Origin of the sequence: Candidatus Roseilinea sp. NK_OTU-006 (assembly GCF_012931985.1) — a bacterium.
In the GTDB taxonomy this organism is placed as follows: Bacteria; Chloroflexota; Anaerolineae; order J036; family Brachytrichaceae; genus JAAFGM01.
This window is the reverse complement of the sequence record NZ_JAAFGM010000001.1, coordinates 129,491-146,226: the sequence shown is the minus strand read 5'-3', so window position 1 is coordinate 146,226 and position 16,736 is coordinate 129,491. Positions and strand designations below refer to the sequence as shown.

The following is a 16,736-nucleotide window of genomic DNA, read 5'->3' as shown; positions in this document are numbered from 1 at the left end:
GCGCATCGTTCAATTTGCTCCGCATGAGACCACGCCAACGGCGCCGAGGGTGTAGCTGGCGGCTGGTTGTCGCCCTCATCTTCGTCCCGGCCTGCGCGACGACCAACGCTTCCGCGCCGCCCGGTCATCCGTCGCCGCCGGCCGCCGCCGGCGCGCCGGCCACACCGCAGCCGGCGGCCCAACCCACAGCTACGCCGACGTCGGCTGGGCCACTCGCAGCGCTGCTCATCCTCCCAACCGAAACGCCTGCGCCCCCGCGGCAGAAGATCGTGATCGAATCGCCGGCGCGCGGCGCGACGGTGCTCAGCCCATTCAGGCTGTCCGGCAGCGTCGCCCTCACACCGATGGACAAAACACTGCGCTATCGCTTGACGGACGCCTTCGGCAACGTTGTTGGCGACGGCGAGATTGCCGTTGAGGGAGTCCCCGGCGGGGCCGGCGTCTTTAGCGCGACGGTCGCCTACGCGATGTCGCCGGCCAGCCCGCTGCGCATCGAGGTCGCCGCTGCAGACGGCGCCGCTGAGCAAACCGCGCAAATCCCGATGCTGACGGTGAACCTGCCGCAAGGCGTGCGCCTTGCGATCAACGGCATAGCCACCCAGCTGCGCGCCGACGCTGTGCCGCGCAAGCCCAACATACGCTTCCCGATAGATTGGAACGGCTGGCCGCGCCATCTCAGATTGCTCTTCGACGAAGATCAACCCGGCGCAGGGTTCGACCCCCGTCAACGTCAAATCCTGATCCTGCCTCTGGAGGACTACCACAAGTTATTCCGAGGCGCTGAGGCGGAATCGTTTGGTCAAGCGATCCGTTCATTCCAGGCTTTGCTCGCCGAGCGGCCGTCGCAGTTGAAACAAGACCCCATGCTGCTGCCGGCTTCGGACCTCAGCCAGGCGATGCGCGCGCAGGTGCGCTATCTGGAATTCGACGGCGGCAGCGGCATGCGCTTCCTCACACACCTGACCCAAGAGCTTCGCCCGCTCACCGCGTCGAGCCTCATCTACACGTTCCAGGGGCTGACGTATGATGGTCGCTACTACATCGCGGCGTACTTCCCGGTCACGACGACTGTCCTGCCGGCTACTCCGGCTGAGCTCCCCCAATCCGAGCGCGATGAGTTCAAGCGCGACTACTTCGCGTACGCAGAGGGAATTGCGCAAAAGCTGGACGCGCAGCCGGCGAGTTTTACACCTGCGCTGGCTGCGCTGGACGCCATGATCGCATCGTTGCAGATTGACGGCGACATGCTCAGCCAAGGGCTGCAGTCGGCAGATGTGCCGATCGGCCAGGCCACCGAGCTGCTCAACATCCGCTCCGGACCGGGCACGCGCTTTCGCATCATCGGCCAGCTCGCCCCCGGCGAGCAAGTCGAGCTACTCACCCGTAACACTGAGGCGAGTTGGCTGCGCATCCGCAGCGAGTCAGGGGTAGTCGGCTGGGTCAGTCGCGACTATGTGGACACAGCGTTCGACATCCGTCAATTGCCCACTCAACCATGAACCCGCGTGAGCCGATCAGAATCCTGCATTTCGCCGATCTTCACATCGGCATGGAAAACTACGGGCGCATCGATCCCGAGACCGGACTGAACCAGCGCGCGCTGGACTTCGTATCGCGCTTGAAGGAAATCGTGGACTGCGCCATCGAGCGCCAAGCCGACGTGGTGATCTTCGCAGGCGACGCCTTTAAGACGCGCGACCCTAATCCCACCTACCAGCGCGCCTTCGCCCGCCAGATCATGCGCCTCTCGCGCGCTCACGTGACCACCGTGTTGCTGGTCGGCAACCACGACACGCCGGTCATGGAGCAGCGCGCCAGCAGCCTGGACATCTTCGCGACGCTCGATGTGCCCAACGTGATCGTTGGGCGCGAGGAGAAATTGCATCGCATCGAGACCGCGCGCGGCGTGGTGCAAATCGCCACCGTGCCCTGGCCGCAGCGCAACCGTCTGCTGAAATATGAAGAGTATCGCGGCATGACCGTCGAGCAGCTCGACCAAGAGATGGAGCGCATCCTCGGCGACGAGTTACAGCGATTGGCCGGCGAAGTGGACGCCAACTTCCCGGCCATCTTGACCGGCCACTTTACGGTCAGCGGCGCGGTATTTGGCTCGGAGCGCAACGTGATGTTGGGGCGCGATACAGTCGTCAAGCTCAGCAGCTTGCACCTGGAGGCATGGGACTATGTCGCCCTGGGTCACATTCACAAACATCAAGATGTGAACCAAGGCAAGTATCCAGGTGTGGTGTATTCCGGCAGCTTGGAGCGCATAGATTTTGGCGAGGAGAGCGAACCGAAAGGCTTCTGCTGGATCGAAGCCCAACGCGGCAACACGCGATGGCGCTTCGAGCCGATGCGCAGCGTGCGACCCTTCGTCTCGATCTATGCCGATGCGACGCGAGACGGCGACCAACCCACCGATGCGGTGTTGCGCGAGATCGCGCGCCGTGAGATTAGGGATGCCGTGGTTCGTGTGCGCGTGAAATTGCTCCAGCATCAGGAGACCATGCTGCAGCTCGGCGCCATTGAAGCCGCTTTAGGAGACGCTTATTTCATCGCCGGCATCTCGCGCGACGTGCAGCGTGATGCGCGCTCGCGCATCGGCATTCAGAATCCGGAAACGCTGTCGCCCGAAGCACTACTCGAGCGCTACCTTTTGAGCAAAAACACGCCACGGGATCACATTGATGAGCTCATGCGCGCCGCGCGCGAGCTGATGGATGCCAACACCAGCCCGATCGCGTGACGGTCGGCAGCCAACCTACCTACCCCAGCAGCACGATCGCTGCGATCAGCGTGAGCGTTGTGATGATCACGCCGGGCTTGAGATACTCCATGAAGGTCAGCTTGATGCCGAACTTGAGCGCCTGCTCAGCCACGATGAGGTTGGCCACTGAGCCGATCAGCGTGAGATTGCCGGCCAAGGTGGACGCCGCAGCCAACGTCAGCCAGGCTTGCGTTGGATCGGCGAACTGCGGCACGAGCGGGCGAAACAGCAACACCGCCGGCACATTCGAGATCAGATTGCTCAACAGCGTGGTGACGAGCGCCAGCGGGGCGACGCCTGCAAATGCCAGCGGCTTCACCAGCGCGAACAACTGCGCCGAAACGCCGGTGACTTCCAGCGCGCCGGTGACGACGAACAAGCCACCGAACATCACCAACAACGGCCAATCCACCAAGGCCAGGATGCGCGCCGACTCAAAACGCCGGCTGATCAGAATGGCGCACGCAGCGACGAAGGCCGCCACGGTGACGTTGACCCCGGCCAGGAACGCCATCAGCATGAGTGCGATCACGATCAAGCTCTTGCGCAGCGTAGATGCGTAGATCGTCGCCTCCGCCTGGGCCAGGGGGATCGGCGCGCCTGCATGTCGCGGCGCAACAATTGCCGATGGAGCGGCCACATGCGCTACATCCTGCGCGCCGCGAAACTCGCGCGGATACAGCAGCCAGATGACCGCAAACACCACCGCCAAGCCAACAGCCGCCACCGGTCCCAAGCGCAACAGCCAATACAGATAGCCGATGCCCGACGACGCGCCGATCAAGATGTTCTGCGGGTTGCCGGTGATCGTGGCGACCGAACCGACGTTTGCCGCGCAAGCCAGCGCGATGAGATACGGCATCGGATTGCGCTTCAGCCGCAACACCACCCCACACACCAGCGGCGTCAGCATGACGCAAACCGGATCGTTGAGAAAGAGCATGGACAACACGCCTGCCGTGACCACGACCAGGACAAGCAGCACCGTCGGCGCATTGGCCCGCTCAATGACCACCGCGCCCACCCAGGTGAAGAAGCCCGAAAGCTCCAGCACGGCGTTGATGATCATCATGCTCAATAGCAGAATCAGCGTGCCCAAATCAATCGTGGATTCGGCCTCCGGGAGCGTAAGCACCCCGAAGACCAGCACGGTGCCGGCGCCGATCATGGCGATCGTTGCGCGATTGAGCTTCAGGCGAGGGATTTCGCCCATCGCCAAGGCGACGAACGTAGCCAGGGCGATCACAGCAGCGCCGGCCGATGGCGCAATGTGAAAGGGGGCAAATGGCATAGGCTGTGCATTTTATGCGACGCGCTCTCCGCTACAACCGGCAACGATGATCGCACCATCCCGCCCACCCTGCCGGGCAGGGCTTGGCGTCGAGCCACCGCAACCCTATGCCGCCCGAGTCAGTCGCGGCAGCAGGTTCGCCGCGGACGGGCCCAGCGACTTTCATGAACTGCAACGATGATCGAAAACGCTTCCGGGGATCGCCAACTTGAGCGAGTGAACGTGACGATTTAGCGAAGGCGCATCTGCACCCGCCTCACATCCCTTCGGCTAGGCGATCGCGATAGCGCGCTACCTGAGCTTCGATCTCGCGGGATGACCAGCCCAGTTCGTGCGCCATCATCTGCGCAACCATCGGCGCCGGCTCGATGCCGCGCGACCAGTCCTCGAAGTTCAGATGCAGCCGGCGCGACAGCACGTCGTCGAGCGTCACAGCCATCTCTCGGCGGCAAGCATAGACGACTTCGGCCATGATGTAGGGCAAGTCGGACGCGACACGCGCAGCGAGCGAAGGATCTTCAGCGCACCATTGGAGAATCACGCCGGCTTCGCTGCCGTACTGGCTCAGCCTGTTGATGACATCGGCACCCCAGCCGAAACGACCGGCGGCTTCCGATAGCGCTGCGCGGCAAGCCCGATAGCCCTCCGCGCCATCGAGCGGCATCTCCTCGGTAGGATGGGCAACCGGCTTGCCCTCGCGCCTGGCGAGAGAGTCGAGCGCATCTTGGGCCATCCGGCGGTAGGTGGTGAGCTTGCCGCCGGTGATGGTGATCATGTTGCCCGGCCCATCCACCACAACATGCGTGCGCGAGAGCTTAGCCGTGTCAGCGCCGTCGGACCCGGCCGGGCTGATGAGCGGACGATAGCCCGCCCACGCGCTGATTACGTGCGCGCGGGTGAGCTTGGTCCGTAGATAGGCGTTGGCCGTGTTGATCAGATAGTCTATGTCCGCATCGGTTGCCACCGGACGGTCTAGATCGCCCCCTGGGGTATCGGTGGTGCCGAGCGTGACGCGCGTGTTCCATGGCACGATGAACAGCAGCCGCCCGTCGGGCGTCTCCGGCAGCACGACGGCGTACTCGGTCGTCGGGAGCACCTCGCGCGGCAGCGTGAGATGCACACCTTTGGCCGGCCGGATTGCAATGCGAGATTCGCCGGCCATGGCCGCGATGCGCCCAGCAAACGCGCCCGCCGCGTTGATGATCGTCTTGGCGGGGATGACCCACGCTTCGCCGGTGAGCGCATCGCGCACGCGAGCCGCGCGGATCGCAGAGGGATTGGCCGGCGCATCAAAGTCGAAACCCAACACCTCGGCATAATTCGCCAGCAAGGCGCCGCGTTTGGCCGCAGTGCGCAGGACGGTCAGCGTCAGGCGGGTGTCATCGGTCTGACCGTCGTAATAGATGAAGCCATCTCGCAATCCCTCGGCTTTCAGCGCCGGCGCAAGTTCGAGCGTCTTCTGCGCGCCGATGTGTTTGTGGCCGGCGATGGCCAGGCGCCCCGCCATCACGTCGTAGAGGATCAGGCCGGAGCGCAGCAACCCGCTCATGCCGATGCCGCCCGGCAGGACGATGGGCGTGCCGAGTGGCCGTTTGTTCTCGGCATAGAGCGGCAGCACAAAGCCGAGCGGCCTCACCAGGTGCGGCGCGTTGCGCACCAACCGTCCGCGCTCGATCAGGGCTTCGCGCACCAGCGCAAAATCGAACTGTGGCAAATAGCGAATGCCGCCGTGCACCAGCTTGGTGCTTTTGCTACTGGTGCCGCTGGCAAAGTCAGCCTTCTCCACCAAGCCGATGCGGTAGCCGCGCGCGACGGCCTCCAGCGCCACGCCGGCACCGGTGATTCCACCGCCGATGACCAACACATCCACGCCCTCGGCCGCCATGCGGCGCAACGCTGCGCGCCGTTCAACGTGCGATAGCCTGCCCTGCGTCATGCAGACCTCTTTATTATCAATCAATCCGATGACCCCGACGGCAACGCCATCGCCCGTACGTCCTGCCAATTCAGATATCATTCCCCATCATGACCGCACCGCCTACCTGCATCGGCATCATCGGCGCCGGCAACATCAGCTCGACCTATCTCGAAGCCGACCGCAAGTTCAAGAACATCTACATCACCAAATTGGCCGATATTGACATGAACCGCGCGCAGGTGCGGGCGGAGCGGTACGCCAAACAGGCCGCCACGGTGGATGAGCTACTCGCCGATCCTGAGATCACCATCGTCGTCAACCTAACCGTGCCGGCGGCGCATGCGCCGGTTGCGCTGCAAGCGCTGGAGGCCGGCAAGCACGTTTACAACGAGAAGCCACTGGCCACAACGCGGGAGGACGCACAGCGAATGCTCGCCCTGGCCAAGTCCAAAGGGTTGCGGATTGGCGGCGCGCCAGACACCTTCCTCGGCGGTGGGTTGCAGACCTGCCGCCGGCTGTTGGACGAAGGCGCAATCGGCCAGCCGGTCATCGCCTTCGCCCGTATGCTCTCGTGCGGCATGGAGAGCTGGCACCCCAACCCGGAGTTTTTCTTCAAACCGGGCGGCGGGCCGATGTTCGACATGGGGCCGTACTACCTGACCGCGCTGGTGACGCTGCTCGGGCCGGCGCGCCGGGTGTCGGGAATGACGCGGATCACCCACCCGGAACGCACGATCGCCAGCCAACCTCTCTACGGCAAGAAGATCATCGTCGAGACGCCCACGCTCGTCAGCGGTTTGATCGAATTCGGCAACGGCACAATCGCGAACATCGTGACGACGTTCGACGTAGCCGAGGGCTACGACATCGGCCTGACCCTCTACGGCACAGCAGGCACGCTCCAATGCCCAGACCCGAACGGCTTCGGCGGGCCGGTGCGGCTAAAGCGCAAGGGTGACCAGGACTGGCGCGACGTGGGCATCCAGCACAAGTGGGTGACCAACAGCCGCGGTCTGGGAGTGGCCGACATGGCGGCGGCGATCCAAGAAGGCCGGCCGCACCGCGCCAGCGCCGAGCTGACCTATCACGTGCTCGACCTGATGCACGCCTTCCACGATAGCGCGCGCGAAGGCCGACATGTGGCGTTGGAGAGCACTTGTGACCGCCCCGCCCCGCTGCCCCCCGATTGGCCCTAACCCACCCCGCCCGCGCACATGACCGCTCGACGCATCTTTGTCGCCGACGACCCTTTCTTGCCGCTGAACGCCGACAAGCCCTGGCGCGAGCGCGGCTTGTGGCCGGCATCGTGGGTCACACACCCCGACGCTCACCCCCCGTTTGTGGCCGCCTTCCGAAAACAACTCACCCTTGAGCGCGCGGCCACCCTTCGCATTCACGTCAGCGCCGACCAGCGTTACCAGTTATATGTGGATGGCGCATGCATCGGCCAGGGGCCGGAGCGCGGCGCACCCGACCTGTGGTTCTACGAGTCGTACGAGCTGGCGCTCGATGCCGGCGCACACGTGATCGTCGCGCGCGTCTGGCATTGGGGCGCACACGCGCCGCAGGCGCAAATGAGCGTGACGCCCGGCTTCCTGCTTGCTGCCGAGGATGAATGGCAGGCGACGCTGAGCACCGGCCTGAGCGACTGGGCATGTAAACTACTCGACGGCTATGCGTTCGGCCAATTCGAGCGCATCCCCTGGAAGGGCGGCAATACCTACCTGGACGGGCGCGCCTATCCTTGGGGCGTCGAACGCGGTGAAGGCGAAGATTGGCTGCCGGCGCAAACGCTGCGCCGCGCCATGGCGCGCCGGCTCGACTGGGAGCTGCCGCCACAGCACATCCTCACGCCAGCCGCGCTGCCGCCGATGCTGGACGAGACTTGCCGCGCCGGCGTCGTTCGTCTTGTAGCGGACGTCGCAACGATCGAAACCCGCGACATCCCCATCCGCCAGGCCGACCATGACGCCGAGGCAGCGGCGGCCTGGCAAGATGTGGTGCGCGGCGAAGGCGAGGTCGTCATCCCGCCGCGCACAATCAAGCGCGTGCTCATTGATCTCCGAGATTATTACCTGGCGTACACGACGCTCACCGTTAGCGGCGGTGCCGGCGCGGTCATCCGCGTGCGCTGGGCCGAAGCGCTCAACTGCGATACCAACCTGTGGCGCGGCGACAAAGGCCAGCGCGACGAGGTCGAAGGCAAGTTCTTTCTGGGCAACGGCGATCAGTACATCAGCGACGGCGGAGCGCGGCGCGCGTTCGCCCCGTTGTGGTGGTCGGCCGGCCGCTACGTCGAAGTCGTCGTCCAGACGTTCGACGCGCCGCTCACGATTCACACGCTTGTGTTCCGCGAGTCGCGTTACCCACTGGAAATGGCGAGCGCTTTCGAGGCCAGCGACGCGCGGTTGAACGAGATCATCCCCATCCTCACGCGCGGCATCCAGTGCACGGCCAACGAGACATACTTCGACGGGCCGCATTGGGAAGAGCTGATGTATCTCGGCGACACGCGACTGGAAGTGCTGTGCACTTACGTGATGAGCGGCGACGACCGGCTGCCGCGCAAGGCGCTGCGCCTGTTCGATGTCTCGCGCCTCCCCACCGGTCTGACCCCGTCGCGCTATCCGTGCAGCCTGTTGCAGATCATTCCGCCGTTTTCGCTGTGGTGGGTGCTGATGGTGCATGACTTCGCGCTGTGGCGCGGTGATGCCGCTTTTGTGCGCAGTCTGCTGCCCGGCATACGCGCAGTGCTCGAAGGCTACGCGCGCTGGGTCGGCGACGACGGATTGCTGCGCGCGCCGGAGGGCTGGAATTTCATGGACTGGGCGCAGGAATGGCGGCCGCAGTCCGGCATCCCGCCGGACGGCGTGTCCGGTGTGAGCGGCCTGCTCAACTGGCATTACGCCTACACGCTCACACAGGCTGCGGATCTGGAGGCGATGCTCGGTGAGCGGGCGATGGCGGCACGCTGGCGCAATCAGGCCAGACGGCTTGCGGCAGCAGCCCACGCCACATTCTGGGATGAATCGCACGGGCTGATGGCAGACACGCCGGAGCGCGATCGCTTCTCGGAGCACACGCAGTGCATGGCCATCCTGAGCGGGCTGGTTGACGCGCGCAAGCGCCAGCGCATGGCGCGGGGCCTGCGGGGCCACCCCGACCTGGCGCGCTGCACCATCTACTTCAGCTTTTACCTATTCGAGGCGCTGCGCGCGCTGAACGCCGCCGACGCGATCCTCGATCGGCTGGCGCTGTGGTTCGAGCTGAAAGCGAACGGGCTGCGGACGCCGGTGGAGCAGCCGGAGCCAACGCGCAGTGACTGCCACGGCTGGGGGGCGCATCCGCTGTTCCACTACTTCGCCACCATCCTTGGGATTCGGCCCGCATCGCTCGGCTTCAGCACGGTGGTGGTGCGGCCACAGTTGGGCCGGCTGACGCGCGCATCCGGGCGACTGGTGCACCCGCGCGGGGAGATCATCGCAGACTTCCGCACGGAGCACGGTCGGCTGCGCGGCTCGCTGCAACTGCCGGAGGGCGTGCGCGGCGACTTGATCGCTAACGGCAAACGGCGCGAAATTGGGGGCGGGTTGACGGTCATTTAACGTCGGCGACAGATTTGCAGCCAAAGACGCTGTGGCAGGAGCGCGTGCCCTTAACCTGGTCTCGCCTTACAGAGAAGGCGCTTGCGTATACCGCGCCGAGGTGCGATATATAATGCCGCGCACTTCACCAGAGGGCATTCATGCTCTGTGAGTACTCCGGATCAGGCGTCTGGACGAAATGACTACGGAGAAACGCGATCCGGGTAGTCACTAAGCGCCTGCGAGACAAGCTGAGATTCGCGCGGCCTGACGGGGAGGCGTCGGGCTGCAGAAGCATCCTATGAAGACGGCGGCAACGAAGATCCTCCTTGTGCAAGGCGGCCTGGGTGACTCCGTCGGACCGGTGCTCGAACGCCATGGGTATCGCGTAATCTGGGTGCGCACGGCTAAGAATGCTTTAGAACGCGTAGCCAGCGAAAAGTTAGCGCTGGTTGTGATTGACGCACCTTCGCTCAACGCCAACGCAGAAAAACTATGCCAAGAAATCAAGCGCATCAAGAAGCTACCGGTGTTGATGATCGGCGCAGACGCGTCGGCCGCCAACGGGGCGAATCCAAGCGCCTACCAAGGCTGCGCCGACGGGTTCATCTCGCGCCCCCTGCAACTGCGTCGCTTGCTCTCACGCTTGGAGAAGCTGCTGCCCGAATGGCTGACCCTGGAGCTGCGCTGCGGCGAACTGGTGTTTCGACCCGCAGACGGCATCCTGCGCAAACGCAACGAAGAGATTTACCTCAATCCGAAGCTTTCCAAACTGCTGCAGCTTTTCATGCAACGGCAGGGCGAGGTGTTGCCGCGCAAATTGCTCATGCAACAGGTATGGGAAACCGACTACCTCGGCGACACGCGCACGCTCGATGTGCACATCCGCTGGCTGCGTGAAGCGATCGAGGACAACCCGACCGAACCCGTGTACCTCCGCACGGTGCGAGGCCAAGGCTACCGCTTCGAAAATCCCAAGGCCAAGAAATGAACATCGTCGTCACCGGGTCGATCGCCTACGACTACCTGATGACCTTCCCGGGATCATTCAGCGAACACATCTTGCCGGAGCACATGGCGCGCATCAGCCTGAGCTTCCTGGTGGATTCGATGGAGCGCCGGCGCGGTGGTTGCGGCCCGAACATCGCCTACACGCTTGCGCTGCTCGGCGAGCGCCCTCACTTGATGGGCACAGCCGGCCAGGACTTCGACGAATATCGCGTTTGGCTGGAATCGGTGGGCGTGGACACATCTCTCGTCCGCGTCATCCGCCATAAGTTCACGGCGTCGTTCTTTTGCAGCACCGACTGCAACAACAACCAGATCGCATCGTTCTACTCCGGTGCGATGGCCGATGCGCGCGAGCTCTCCTTCAAAGATCTTCCTTTTAAGCCCGACATCGTCATCATCTCGCCAAACGATCCGCAGGCGATGCTCCGGCATGCGCAAGAATGCCGCGAGCTGGGCGTTCGCCACATCTTCGACCCCGGCCAGCAGGTCGCGCGCTCGTCAGGCGAGGAATTGAAGGCCGGCATCATTGGCGCCGACGTGCTGATCTGCAACGACTATGAGTTCGAGGTCATCCGCCAAAAGACCGGGCTGACCGAAGCAGATGTGTTGTATCACGCCGAGGCGCTCATCATCACGCGCGGCGAGAAAGGCTCGACCATTCTGCTGCGCGACCATCGCGTTGACATCCCAGCCGTGCCGGAAGAGCGCGTGCTGGATCCGACCGGCGTCGGCGACGCCTTCCGCGGCGGTTTGCTCAAGGGGCTGGCGGCCGGCGCCGACTGGGAGACATGCGGCCGGCTGGGCAGCGTCGCAGCCACCTTTGCCCTAGAACACATTGGCGGCCAGGGTCATTGCTACACCTGGGAGCAATTCAAGGCGCGCTACGAAGCGCACTTCGGCCCGCTCCCCGTTGCGTTCAACGGGAGCAAAGCGCGCTAGGCGGAGTTTAGCCATGCCGCCACCACGCCGACGCATATCCATGATCCGATGACTTGCGAAGCGCCCGAGCTGATCGCCGTCATCGGGCCGACGGCGGCCGGCAAGTCGGCCTATGCGATGGCGCTCGCTCCACAAGTGAACGGCGAAATCGTCTCTGCCGATTCACGCCATGTCTATCGGCAAATGGACATTGGCACCAACAAACCGACGCCGGACGAGCAACGACGTGTTCGCCACCACTTGCTTGATTTGCGCGACCCGCATGAGCGTTTCTCGCTCGGCGAATACGTCGAGCTGGCGCGAACCGCCATCGCCGACATCCACGCGCGCGGCAAGACGCCGCTCTTGGTCGGCGGCACCGGCCAATACGTCCGCGCAATCCTGCGCGGGTGGCGCGTGCCCCCGGCGCCGCCGCACGACGATCTGCGGGAGAAATGGCTACGCTACGCTCAGGCGCACGGCGCAGACGCGCTATTCGCCGAGTTGACCGCGCGCGATCCAGATGCGGCCCGAATCATTGACCCGCGCAACATTCGACGAGTCATCCGCGCGCTCGAAGTCATCGAGGTCTCCGGCCAGCGCTGGAGCGAACTACAGAAACGCGAACCACCCGCATGGCGCACCCGGGTCATCTACGTCAACCTGCCGCGCGATGCGCTTTATGCGCGCGCCGATGCGCGCCTCGCACGCATGATTGAGCAAGGATGGCTGGCCGAAACCGAGGCGCTGCTCGACTTTCTCAGCCGGCGTGGGTTCGATGCCGATGCTGCGTTGCAGCTCCCCTCCATGTCCGCGCTCGGCTATCGAGAAATGGCGCTCGTCGCTCTGGGACGCATGACGCTCGACGAGGCCATCGCCGCAATCAAGCGCGCCACGCGCCGCTTCATCCGCGCGCAGGATGTCTGGTTTCGGAAGGAAGCAGCGCAGGGCGCATCTCCCGGCGGCGTTGCGCAAATCGCGCCTCCACCGTAGCGCAGAAGCCCACATGATGAAGTCTTAACATCCCGCCGCATAGAATCACCGGCATGACAGACATCCTGATGCGGCGGCTGCACTGGGAAGGCTGCCTTAATGCGCGCGACCTAGGCGGGCTGAGCACCGGCGACGGTCGGTTCACGCGATGGGGAGCGCTCGTGCGCATGGACAATCCCGGCCACCTCACCGACGCCGGCGTCCGCGCACTGCTGGACTACGGCGTGAACACGGTCATTGACCTGCGCTATCCCACAGAGACCACCCGTTACCCGCATTTGGCCGCAGCGCTCCATTCCGCGCGCGATCGGGTGACCCTCCGGCACATTCCGCTGCTCGACGAGGCGAGCCGCGCCGAAGAAGACATCCTGTTCGCCCGATCACGCGACGAATGGCACATCTACGTGCTCGACCGGCGCGGCGAGACGATCGCCGAGGTCATGCGCGCCATCGCCTACGCCGCCCCCGGCGCGGTGGTTCTTCACTGCACGGCGGGCAAGGATCGTACCGGCTTGATCGCGGCGCTGTTGCTCGACCTCCTATGCGTGGCGCGCGAGGACATTGCTCGGGACTACGCCGTCAGCGAGGAGTGGCTACGTCCGCGCATCGAACAATGGCTGGAGCCACTCGACGAAGCCCAACGCGCTTTTGCCCACAGCCTCATGCGCACCGCGCCAGAGTATGTGCAGTTCGCGCTGCGCTACGTGGACGAACGCTACGGCGGCACGTGCGCCTACCTGCAAAGCAGCGGTCTGTCACCTGACGACCTGAACGCCTTGCGCGAGCGGTTGACCGAGTTACCCGCCGAAAGGCTTCGGAAGCCCGAACGATCAAAACGCTAATTCATAGCCGGTCATCTGAGCGCGCAGCCCAAACGCCGCAGTGAGCAGCAATACGGCCGCGTAGAGCAGGACTGCCCCGCGGTCGTCGCGTCCGCGCGTGAACGCAAACACCGCCGGCGCGCTGATGATGACGAGTGCGCCATACAGATAGTGCACGAAGCGCACATTCACGCCCAGCCCCATGCTGATCAACACCAAGCCCACGGCCATTTGCGCCAAGCCAAGGAGAGGGCTGAGCGCAATTGCGCCAAGATAGTTGCCATCCAAGCTATCGCCGCGAAAAAACTTGATCATGCCCCATAGGCCGAGGATGGCGTTGAAGAGAATCACCGCCGTCGCCAGATTGGCGTGAATTTGTATAAGCCCCATCGCTCACGGATTATAGTGAGACGCCTTACGCGATGATGAAATGCCGCACAAGCGCAGGCGACGCCTGCGCCCCACCCTGCAGGCTGCGCGCCCAAGTGGCTCAGGAGAAGCACCGTCCGACGATGGTAAAATATAACGGAGTCAGTTTGGCTTGCGCGGTTGATCTGCGCCTTTGAGCGGATCCGCGCGTTTCACGAAAGGAGTTCAAAGACACGTGGCTCTCAGCAAAGGTGAGAAAGCAGCCATCATCGAGCAGTTCGCCATCAACCCCAACGACACCGGCTCGTCGGAGGTTCAAATCGCGCTGCTCACACGGCGGATCAATCAATTGAACGAGCATCTGAAGGTGCACAAGCACGATGAAAGCTCGCGTCACGGTCTGCTGGTCCTCGTCGGTAAGCGACGCGCGCACCTGAAGTACTTGGCCGCCAAGGATCCAGCCAGCTACCGCGACCTTTTGGTTAAGCTCGGACTGAGGAAGTAAGGTGAGTCATAGAGGCACCACCCGCGTGCCTCCACAAGAAGGTCAGGGCGAGAGGGCAGCGGGCGTAGATGTTAGAGGCCAGCTTCGGAAATTGCTAAAGGCCGGGCCGCCTGAACCCGGGATGCGCATTTCCGCGGTTGACCTCTAACCTCTAACCGCTCCCCTCCCTCCCGCATTGGTTCGACGATAGACGTTGGCGCGCGATGCGTCCAGAGCATCCCGTCCGCGCATGTCGTCCATTTCAGGAGAAAATTTCAAGATGTCTACAGAAGTAACCCGCATCGTTGAAGCGCCGATGCCGGTCAATCACGTCTACACCGCGCGAATCGGCGAGAGGGAAATCCGCATCGAGACAGGCCGCCTCGCCTGTCAGGCCGGCGGAGCGGTGACGGCGCGCATGGGCGACACCATGGTGCTCGCCACCGCCACGATGTCCAAATCGGTGCGGCAGGGAATTGATTTCTTCCCGCTCAGCGTGGAATATGAGGAGCGGCTCTACGCCGCCGGGCGCATCCCCGGCAGTTACTTCCGCCGCGAAGGCCGGCCGCCGGAGGCCGCCATCCTGATCGCCCGGCTGGTGGATCGGCCATTGCGCCCCCTGTTCCCCGACGACCTACGCAACGACGTACAGATCATCGTGACGGCGCTGTCGCACGACCAGGTCAACGACATTGACGTGCTGGCCGTAAACGCCGCCAGCGCTGCGCTGATGGTGAGCGACGTGCCGTTCGACAACCCGGTCGGCGCCGTGCGCATCGGCCTCATCAACGGCGAGCTGATCATCAACCCGACCATCCCGGAGATGCAATATAGCGACCTGGACTTGCGCGTGGCCGGCACGAAGGACGCCATCGTCATGGTGGAGTGCGGCGCGAACGAAGTTGACGAGGCGACGATGGTACGCGCGCTCAAACTGGCGCATGACGCGATCCAGGAGTTCATCGCGATGCAGCACCTCATGCGCCAAGAAGTAGGCAAGCCCAAGGCCGATTACCCCAAGTTCGGACGAGATGAAGCCTTTAACCAGCGCGTGCGCGAGGCGCTGGGCAACCGCGTTCAAGAGGCGATTGATCAAGAGCTGGAGAAGGCCGAACGCCAGGCCGTCCTCGACGCGATCGAAGGCGAGGTGCTGGCCCAGATGCAGTCCATCGGCGATGTGAATGCCGATGAGCTACACCAAGTCGTGAAAGACGTAACCAGCGAAGCCGTGCGCGCGCGCATCCTGCGCGACGGCATCCGGCCCGACGGACGCAGACCGAAGGAGATCCGGCCGATCTGGGTAGAAGTCGGCGATCACCTGAGCCCTCGCGCACACGGCGCCGGCCTGTTCACCCGCGGCGAGACGCAGATCCTCTCGATCGTCACACTGGGCAGCAAAGCCGATGCCCAACCCCTCGACGGTCTCTACCCCCAGGAAGAGAAGCGCTACATGCACCACTACAACTTCCCTCCCTTCTCGACGGGTGAGGCGAAGGTGCTGCGCGGCAGCAGCCGGCGTGAGATCGGTCACAGCGCGCTGGCCGAGCGCGCGCTGCTGCCGGTCATTCCCGACGAAAACGAGTTCCCGTACACCCTGCGCGTGGTGAGCGAGGTGTTGTCGTCGAACGGCTCAACCTCGATGGGCAGCGTATGCGGCAGCACCCTGGCGCTGATGGATGCCGGCGTGCCCATCCGGGCGCCGGTGGCCGGCATTGCCATGGGCCTGATCACCGCGCCCGGGGGCCTCTCGGAAGGATACGCCATCCTCAGCGACATCCAAGGCCTGGAAGACCACATCGGCGACATGGACTTCAAAGTCGCCGGCACCCGGAAAGGCATCACCGCGCTGCAAATGGACATCAAGATCGCCGGCCTGACGACCGAGGTGCTCGAGCAAGCGCTGGCGCAGGCGCGCGAAGGACGCCTGGCCATCCTCGAACGCATGTTGGCAGTCATCCCCGAGCCGCGCCCAACGCTGAAGCCACATGCGCCGCGTATGCTCGTCATCAACATCGACCCAGAGAAGCTAGGCACGGTCATCGGGCCCAGCGGCAAGACCGTGCGCGCGATCCAGGATCAGACCGGCGCCAAGATTGACATCGAAGACGATGGGCGAGTCTTCATCTCATCCCCCGACGGCGCCGGCGCCGAGAAAGCGCGTGAGATGATCGAGAGCATGACCGGCTCGGTCACCCTGGGCGGCATCTACACCGGCAAAGTGGTGCGCATCACGGAGTTCGGCGCGTTCGTCGAGATCATGCCAAAGACGGATGGCATGGTACATGTGTCGCAACTCAGCGATCATCCCGTGCGCAACGTGGCCGACGAAGTGAAAGTCGGTCAGGAAGTGACGGTGATGGTGATCGGCAACGATAACGGTAAGATTCGCCTCAGCCGCAGGGCCGTGCTGGAGGGCATGACGCTGGAAGAGGCGCAGGAAGCTGATCGCGCCGGTGGACGCGGCAGCCCGCGCCGCGACAGCGGCGGACGGAACAGCCAGGGCGGCGGACGGGAGCGAGAACGTGAACGTCGCCCACCCTTGCGCCGCAACGGGCCGGCTCGCCCACACGGATAGTGCGA

General features: G+C 64.0%; 13 protein-coding genes. 10 read left to right on the top strand and 3 right to left on the bottom strand.

Features of this window, described 5'->3' with window-relative positions; translation table 11 throughout:
- Positions 1 to 23: 23 nt before the first annotated feature.
- Both GXH28_RS00620 and GXH28_RS00615 read left to right on the top strand, forming a co-directional pair.
- Positions 24 to 1,499 carry an SH3 domain-containing protein gene (locus tag GXH28_RS00620; RefSeq protein ID WP_169237063.1) on the top strand — a complete coding sequence of 492 codons (1,476 nt, stop codon included), beginning with the start codon at positions 24 to 26 and terminating at the stop codon, positions 1,497 to 1,499.
- Positions 1,496 to 2,746, top strand: coding sequence for a metallophosphoesterase family protein (locus GXH28_RS00615; RefSeq protein WP_169237062.1), 1,251 nt, complete (start codon positions 1,496 to 1,498; stop codon positions 2,744 to 2,746). Before GXH28_RS00620 ends, GXH28_RS00615 begins: the two co-directional genes overlap by 4 nt.
- A gap of 19 nt (positions 2,747 to 2,765) precedes the next feature.
- Here GXH28_RS00615 and GXH28_RS00610 read toward each other — a convergent pair whose 3' ends face one another.
- Complete coding sequence (locus tag GXH28_RS00610) at positions 2,766 to 4,058, bottom strand: anion transporter (RefSeq protein ID WP_169237061.1); 1,293 nt, start codon at positions 4,056 to 4,058, stop codon at positions 2,766 to 2,768.
- 256 nt (positions 4,059 to 4,314) lie between these two features.
- The gene (locus GXH28_RS00605) at positions 4,315 to 6,063 is read right to left on the bottom strand and encodes a glycerol-3-phosphate dehydrogenase/oxidase (protein WP_169237060.1); all 1,749 of its coding nucleotides are present in this window, start codon (positions 6,061 to 6,063) and stop codon (positions 4,315 to 4,317) included.
- Positions 6,064 to 6,083: 20 nt separating this feature from the next.
- On the opposite strand from GXH28_RS00605, the gene GXH28_RS00600 reads away from it, so the two are divergent.
- The 6 genes from GXH28_RS00600 to GXH28_RS00575 all read left to right on the top strand — a co-directional run bounded on the left by GXH28_RS00600 (position 6,084) and on the right by GXH28_RS00575 (position 13,324).
- Entirely contained in the window at positions 6,084 to 7,172 is a 1,089-nt protein-coding gene (locus GXH28_RS00600; RefSeq protein ID WP_169237059.1) for a Gfo/Idh/MocA family protein, read from the top strand.
- Positions 7,173 to 7,190: 18 nt separating this feature from the next.
- Complete coding sequence (locus tag GXH28_RS00595) at positions 7,191 to 9,581, top strand: alpha-L-rhamnosidase-related protein (RefSeq protein WP_169237058.1); 2,391 nt, start codon at positions 7,191 to 7,193, stop codon at positions 9,579 to 9,581.
- Between the two features lie 280 nt (positions 9,582 to 9,861).
- Positions 9,862 to 10,551 carry a response regulator transcription factor gene (locus tag GXH28_RS00590; RefSeq protein WP_169237057.1) on the top strand — a complete coding sequence of 230 codons (690 nt, stop codon included), beginning with the start codon at positions 9,862 to 9,864 and terminating at the stop codon, positions 10,549 to 10,551.
- Positions 10,548 to 11,510 carry a carbohydrate kinase family protein gene (locus tag GXH28_RS00585; protein WP_169237056.1) on the top strand — a complete coding sequence of 321 codons (963 nt, stop codon included), beginning with the start codon at positions 10,548 to 10,550 and terminating at the stop codon, positions 11,508 to 11,510. The genes GXH28_RS00590 and GXH28_RS00585 overlap by 4 nt, the downstream gene beginning before the upstream one ends.
- 48 nt (positions 11,511 to 11,558) lie before the next feature.
- Complete coding sequence (gene miaA / locus GXH28_RS00580) at positions 11,559 to 12,482, top strand: tRNA (adenosine(37)-N6)-dimethylallyltransferase MiaA (RefSeq protein ID WP_169237055.1); 924 nt, start codon at positions 11,559 to 11,561, stop codon at positions 12,480 to 12,482.
- 53 nt (positions 12,483 to 12,535) lie between these two features.
- Positions 12,536 to 13,324, top strand: coding sequence for a tyrosine-protein phosphatase (locus GXH28_RS00575; RefSeq protein ID WP_169237054.1), 789 nt, complete (start codon positions 12,536 to 12,538; stop codon positions 13,322 to 13,324).
- On the opposite strand, the gene GXH28_RS00570 is transcribed toward GXH28_RS00575, so the two are convergent.
- Entirely contained in the window at positions 13,313 to 13,693 is a 381-nt protein-coding gene (locus tag GXH28_RS00570) for a hypothetical protein (protein WP_169237053.1), read from the bottom strand. The two genes, GXH28_RS00575 and GXH28_RS00570, sit on opposite strands and share 12 nt — an antisense overlap.
- Before the next feature lie 214 nt (positions 13,694 to 13,907).
- Between GXH28_RS00570 and rpsO the strand changes: the two genes are divergently transcribed.
- Together rpsO and GXH28_RS00560 are read left to right on the top strand one after the other, a co-directional pair.
- Positions 13,908 to 14,177 carry a 30S ribosomal protein S15 gene (rpsO, locus tag GXH28_RS00565; protein WP_169237052.1) on the top strand — a complete coding sequence of 90 codons (270 nt, stop codon included), beginning with the start codon at positions 13,908 to 13,910 and terminating at the stop codon, positions 14,175 to 14,177.
- Positions 14,178 to 14,436: 259 nt separating this feature from the next.
- Positions 14,437 to 16,731, top strand: a complete 2,295-nt coding sequence (locus GXH28_RS00560) for a polyribonucleotide nucleotidyltransferase (protein ID WP_240550093.1) — start codon at positions 14,437 to 14,439, stop codon at positions 16,729 to 16,731.
- Positions 16,732 to 16,736: the final 5 nt, after the last annotated feature.

Bases quoted from the DNA above. Each gene is read 5' to 3' on its own strand.
- GXH28_RS00600 (WP_169237059.1), top strand. From the start codon at position 6,084: ATGACCGCACCGCCTACCTGCATCGGCATCATCGGCGCCGGCAACATC.
- GXH28_RS00575 (WP_169237054.1), top strand. From the start codon at position 12,536: ATGACAGACATCCTGATGCGGCGGCTGCACTGGGAAGGCTGCCTTAAT.
- GXH28_RS00620 (WP_169237063.1), top strand. From the start codon at position 24: ATGAGACCACGCCAACGGCGCCGAGGGTGTAGCTGGCGGCTGGTTGTC.
- GXH28_RS00585 (WP_169237056.1), top strand. From the start codon at position 10,548: ATGAACATCGTCGTCACCGGGTCGATCGCCTACGACTACCTGATGACC.
- GXH28_RS00610 (WP_169237061.1), bottom strand. From the start codon at position 4,058: ATGCCATTTGCCCCCTTTCACATTGCGCCATCGGCCGGCGCTGCTGTG.
- GXH28_RS00560 (WP_240550093.1), top strand. From the start codon at position 14,437: ATGTCTACAGAAGTAACCCGCATCGTTGAAGCGCCGATGCCGGTCAAT.
- miaA (WP_169237055.1), top strand. From the start codon at position 11,559: ATGACTTGCGAAGCGCCCGAGCTGATCGCCGTCATCGGGCCGACGGCG.
- GXH28_RS00615 (WP_169237062.1), top strand. From the start codon at position 1,496: ATGAACCCGCGTGAGCCGATCAGAATCCTGCATTTCGCCGATCTTCAC.
- GXH28_RS00570 (WP_169237053.1), bottom strand. From the start codon at position 13,693: ATGGGGCTTATACAAATTCACGCCAATCTGGCGACGGCGGTGATTCTC.
- GXH28_RS00590 (WP_169237057.1), top strand. From the start codon at position 9,862: ATGAAGACGGCGGCAACGAAGATCCTCCTTGTGCAAGGCGGCCTGGGT.
- GXH28_RS00595 (WP_169237058.1), top strand. From the start codon at position 7,191: ATGACCGCTCGACGCATCTTTGTCGCCGACGACCCTTTCTTGCCGCTG.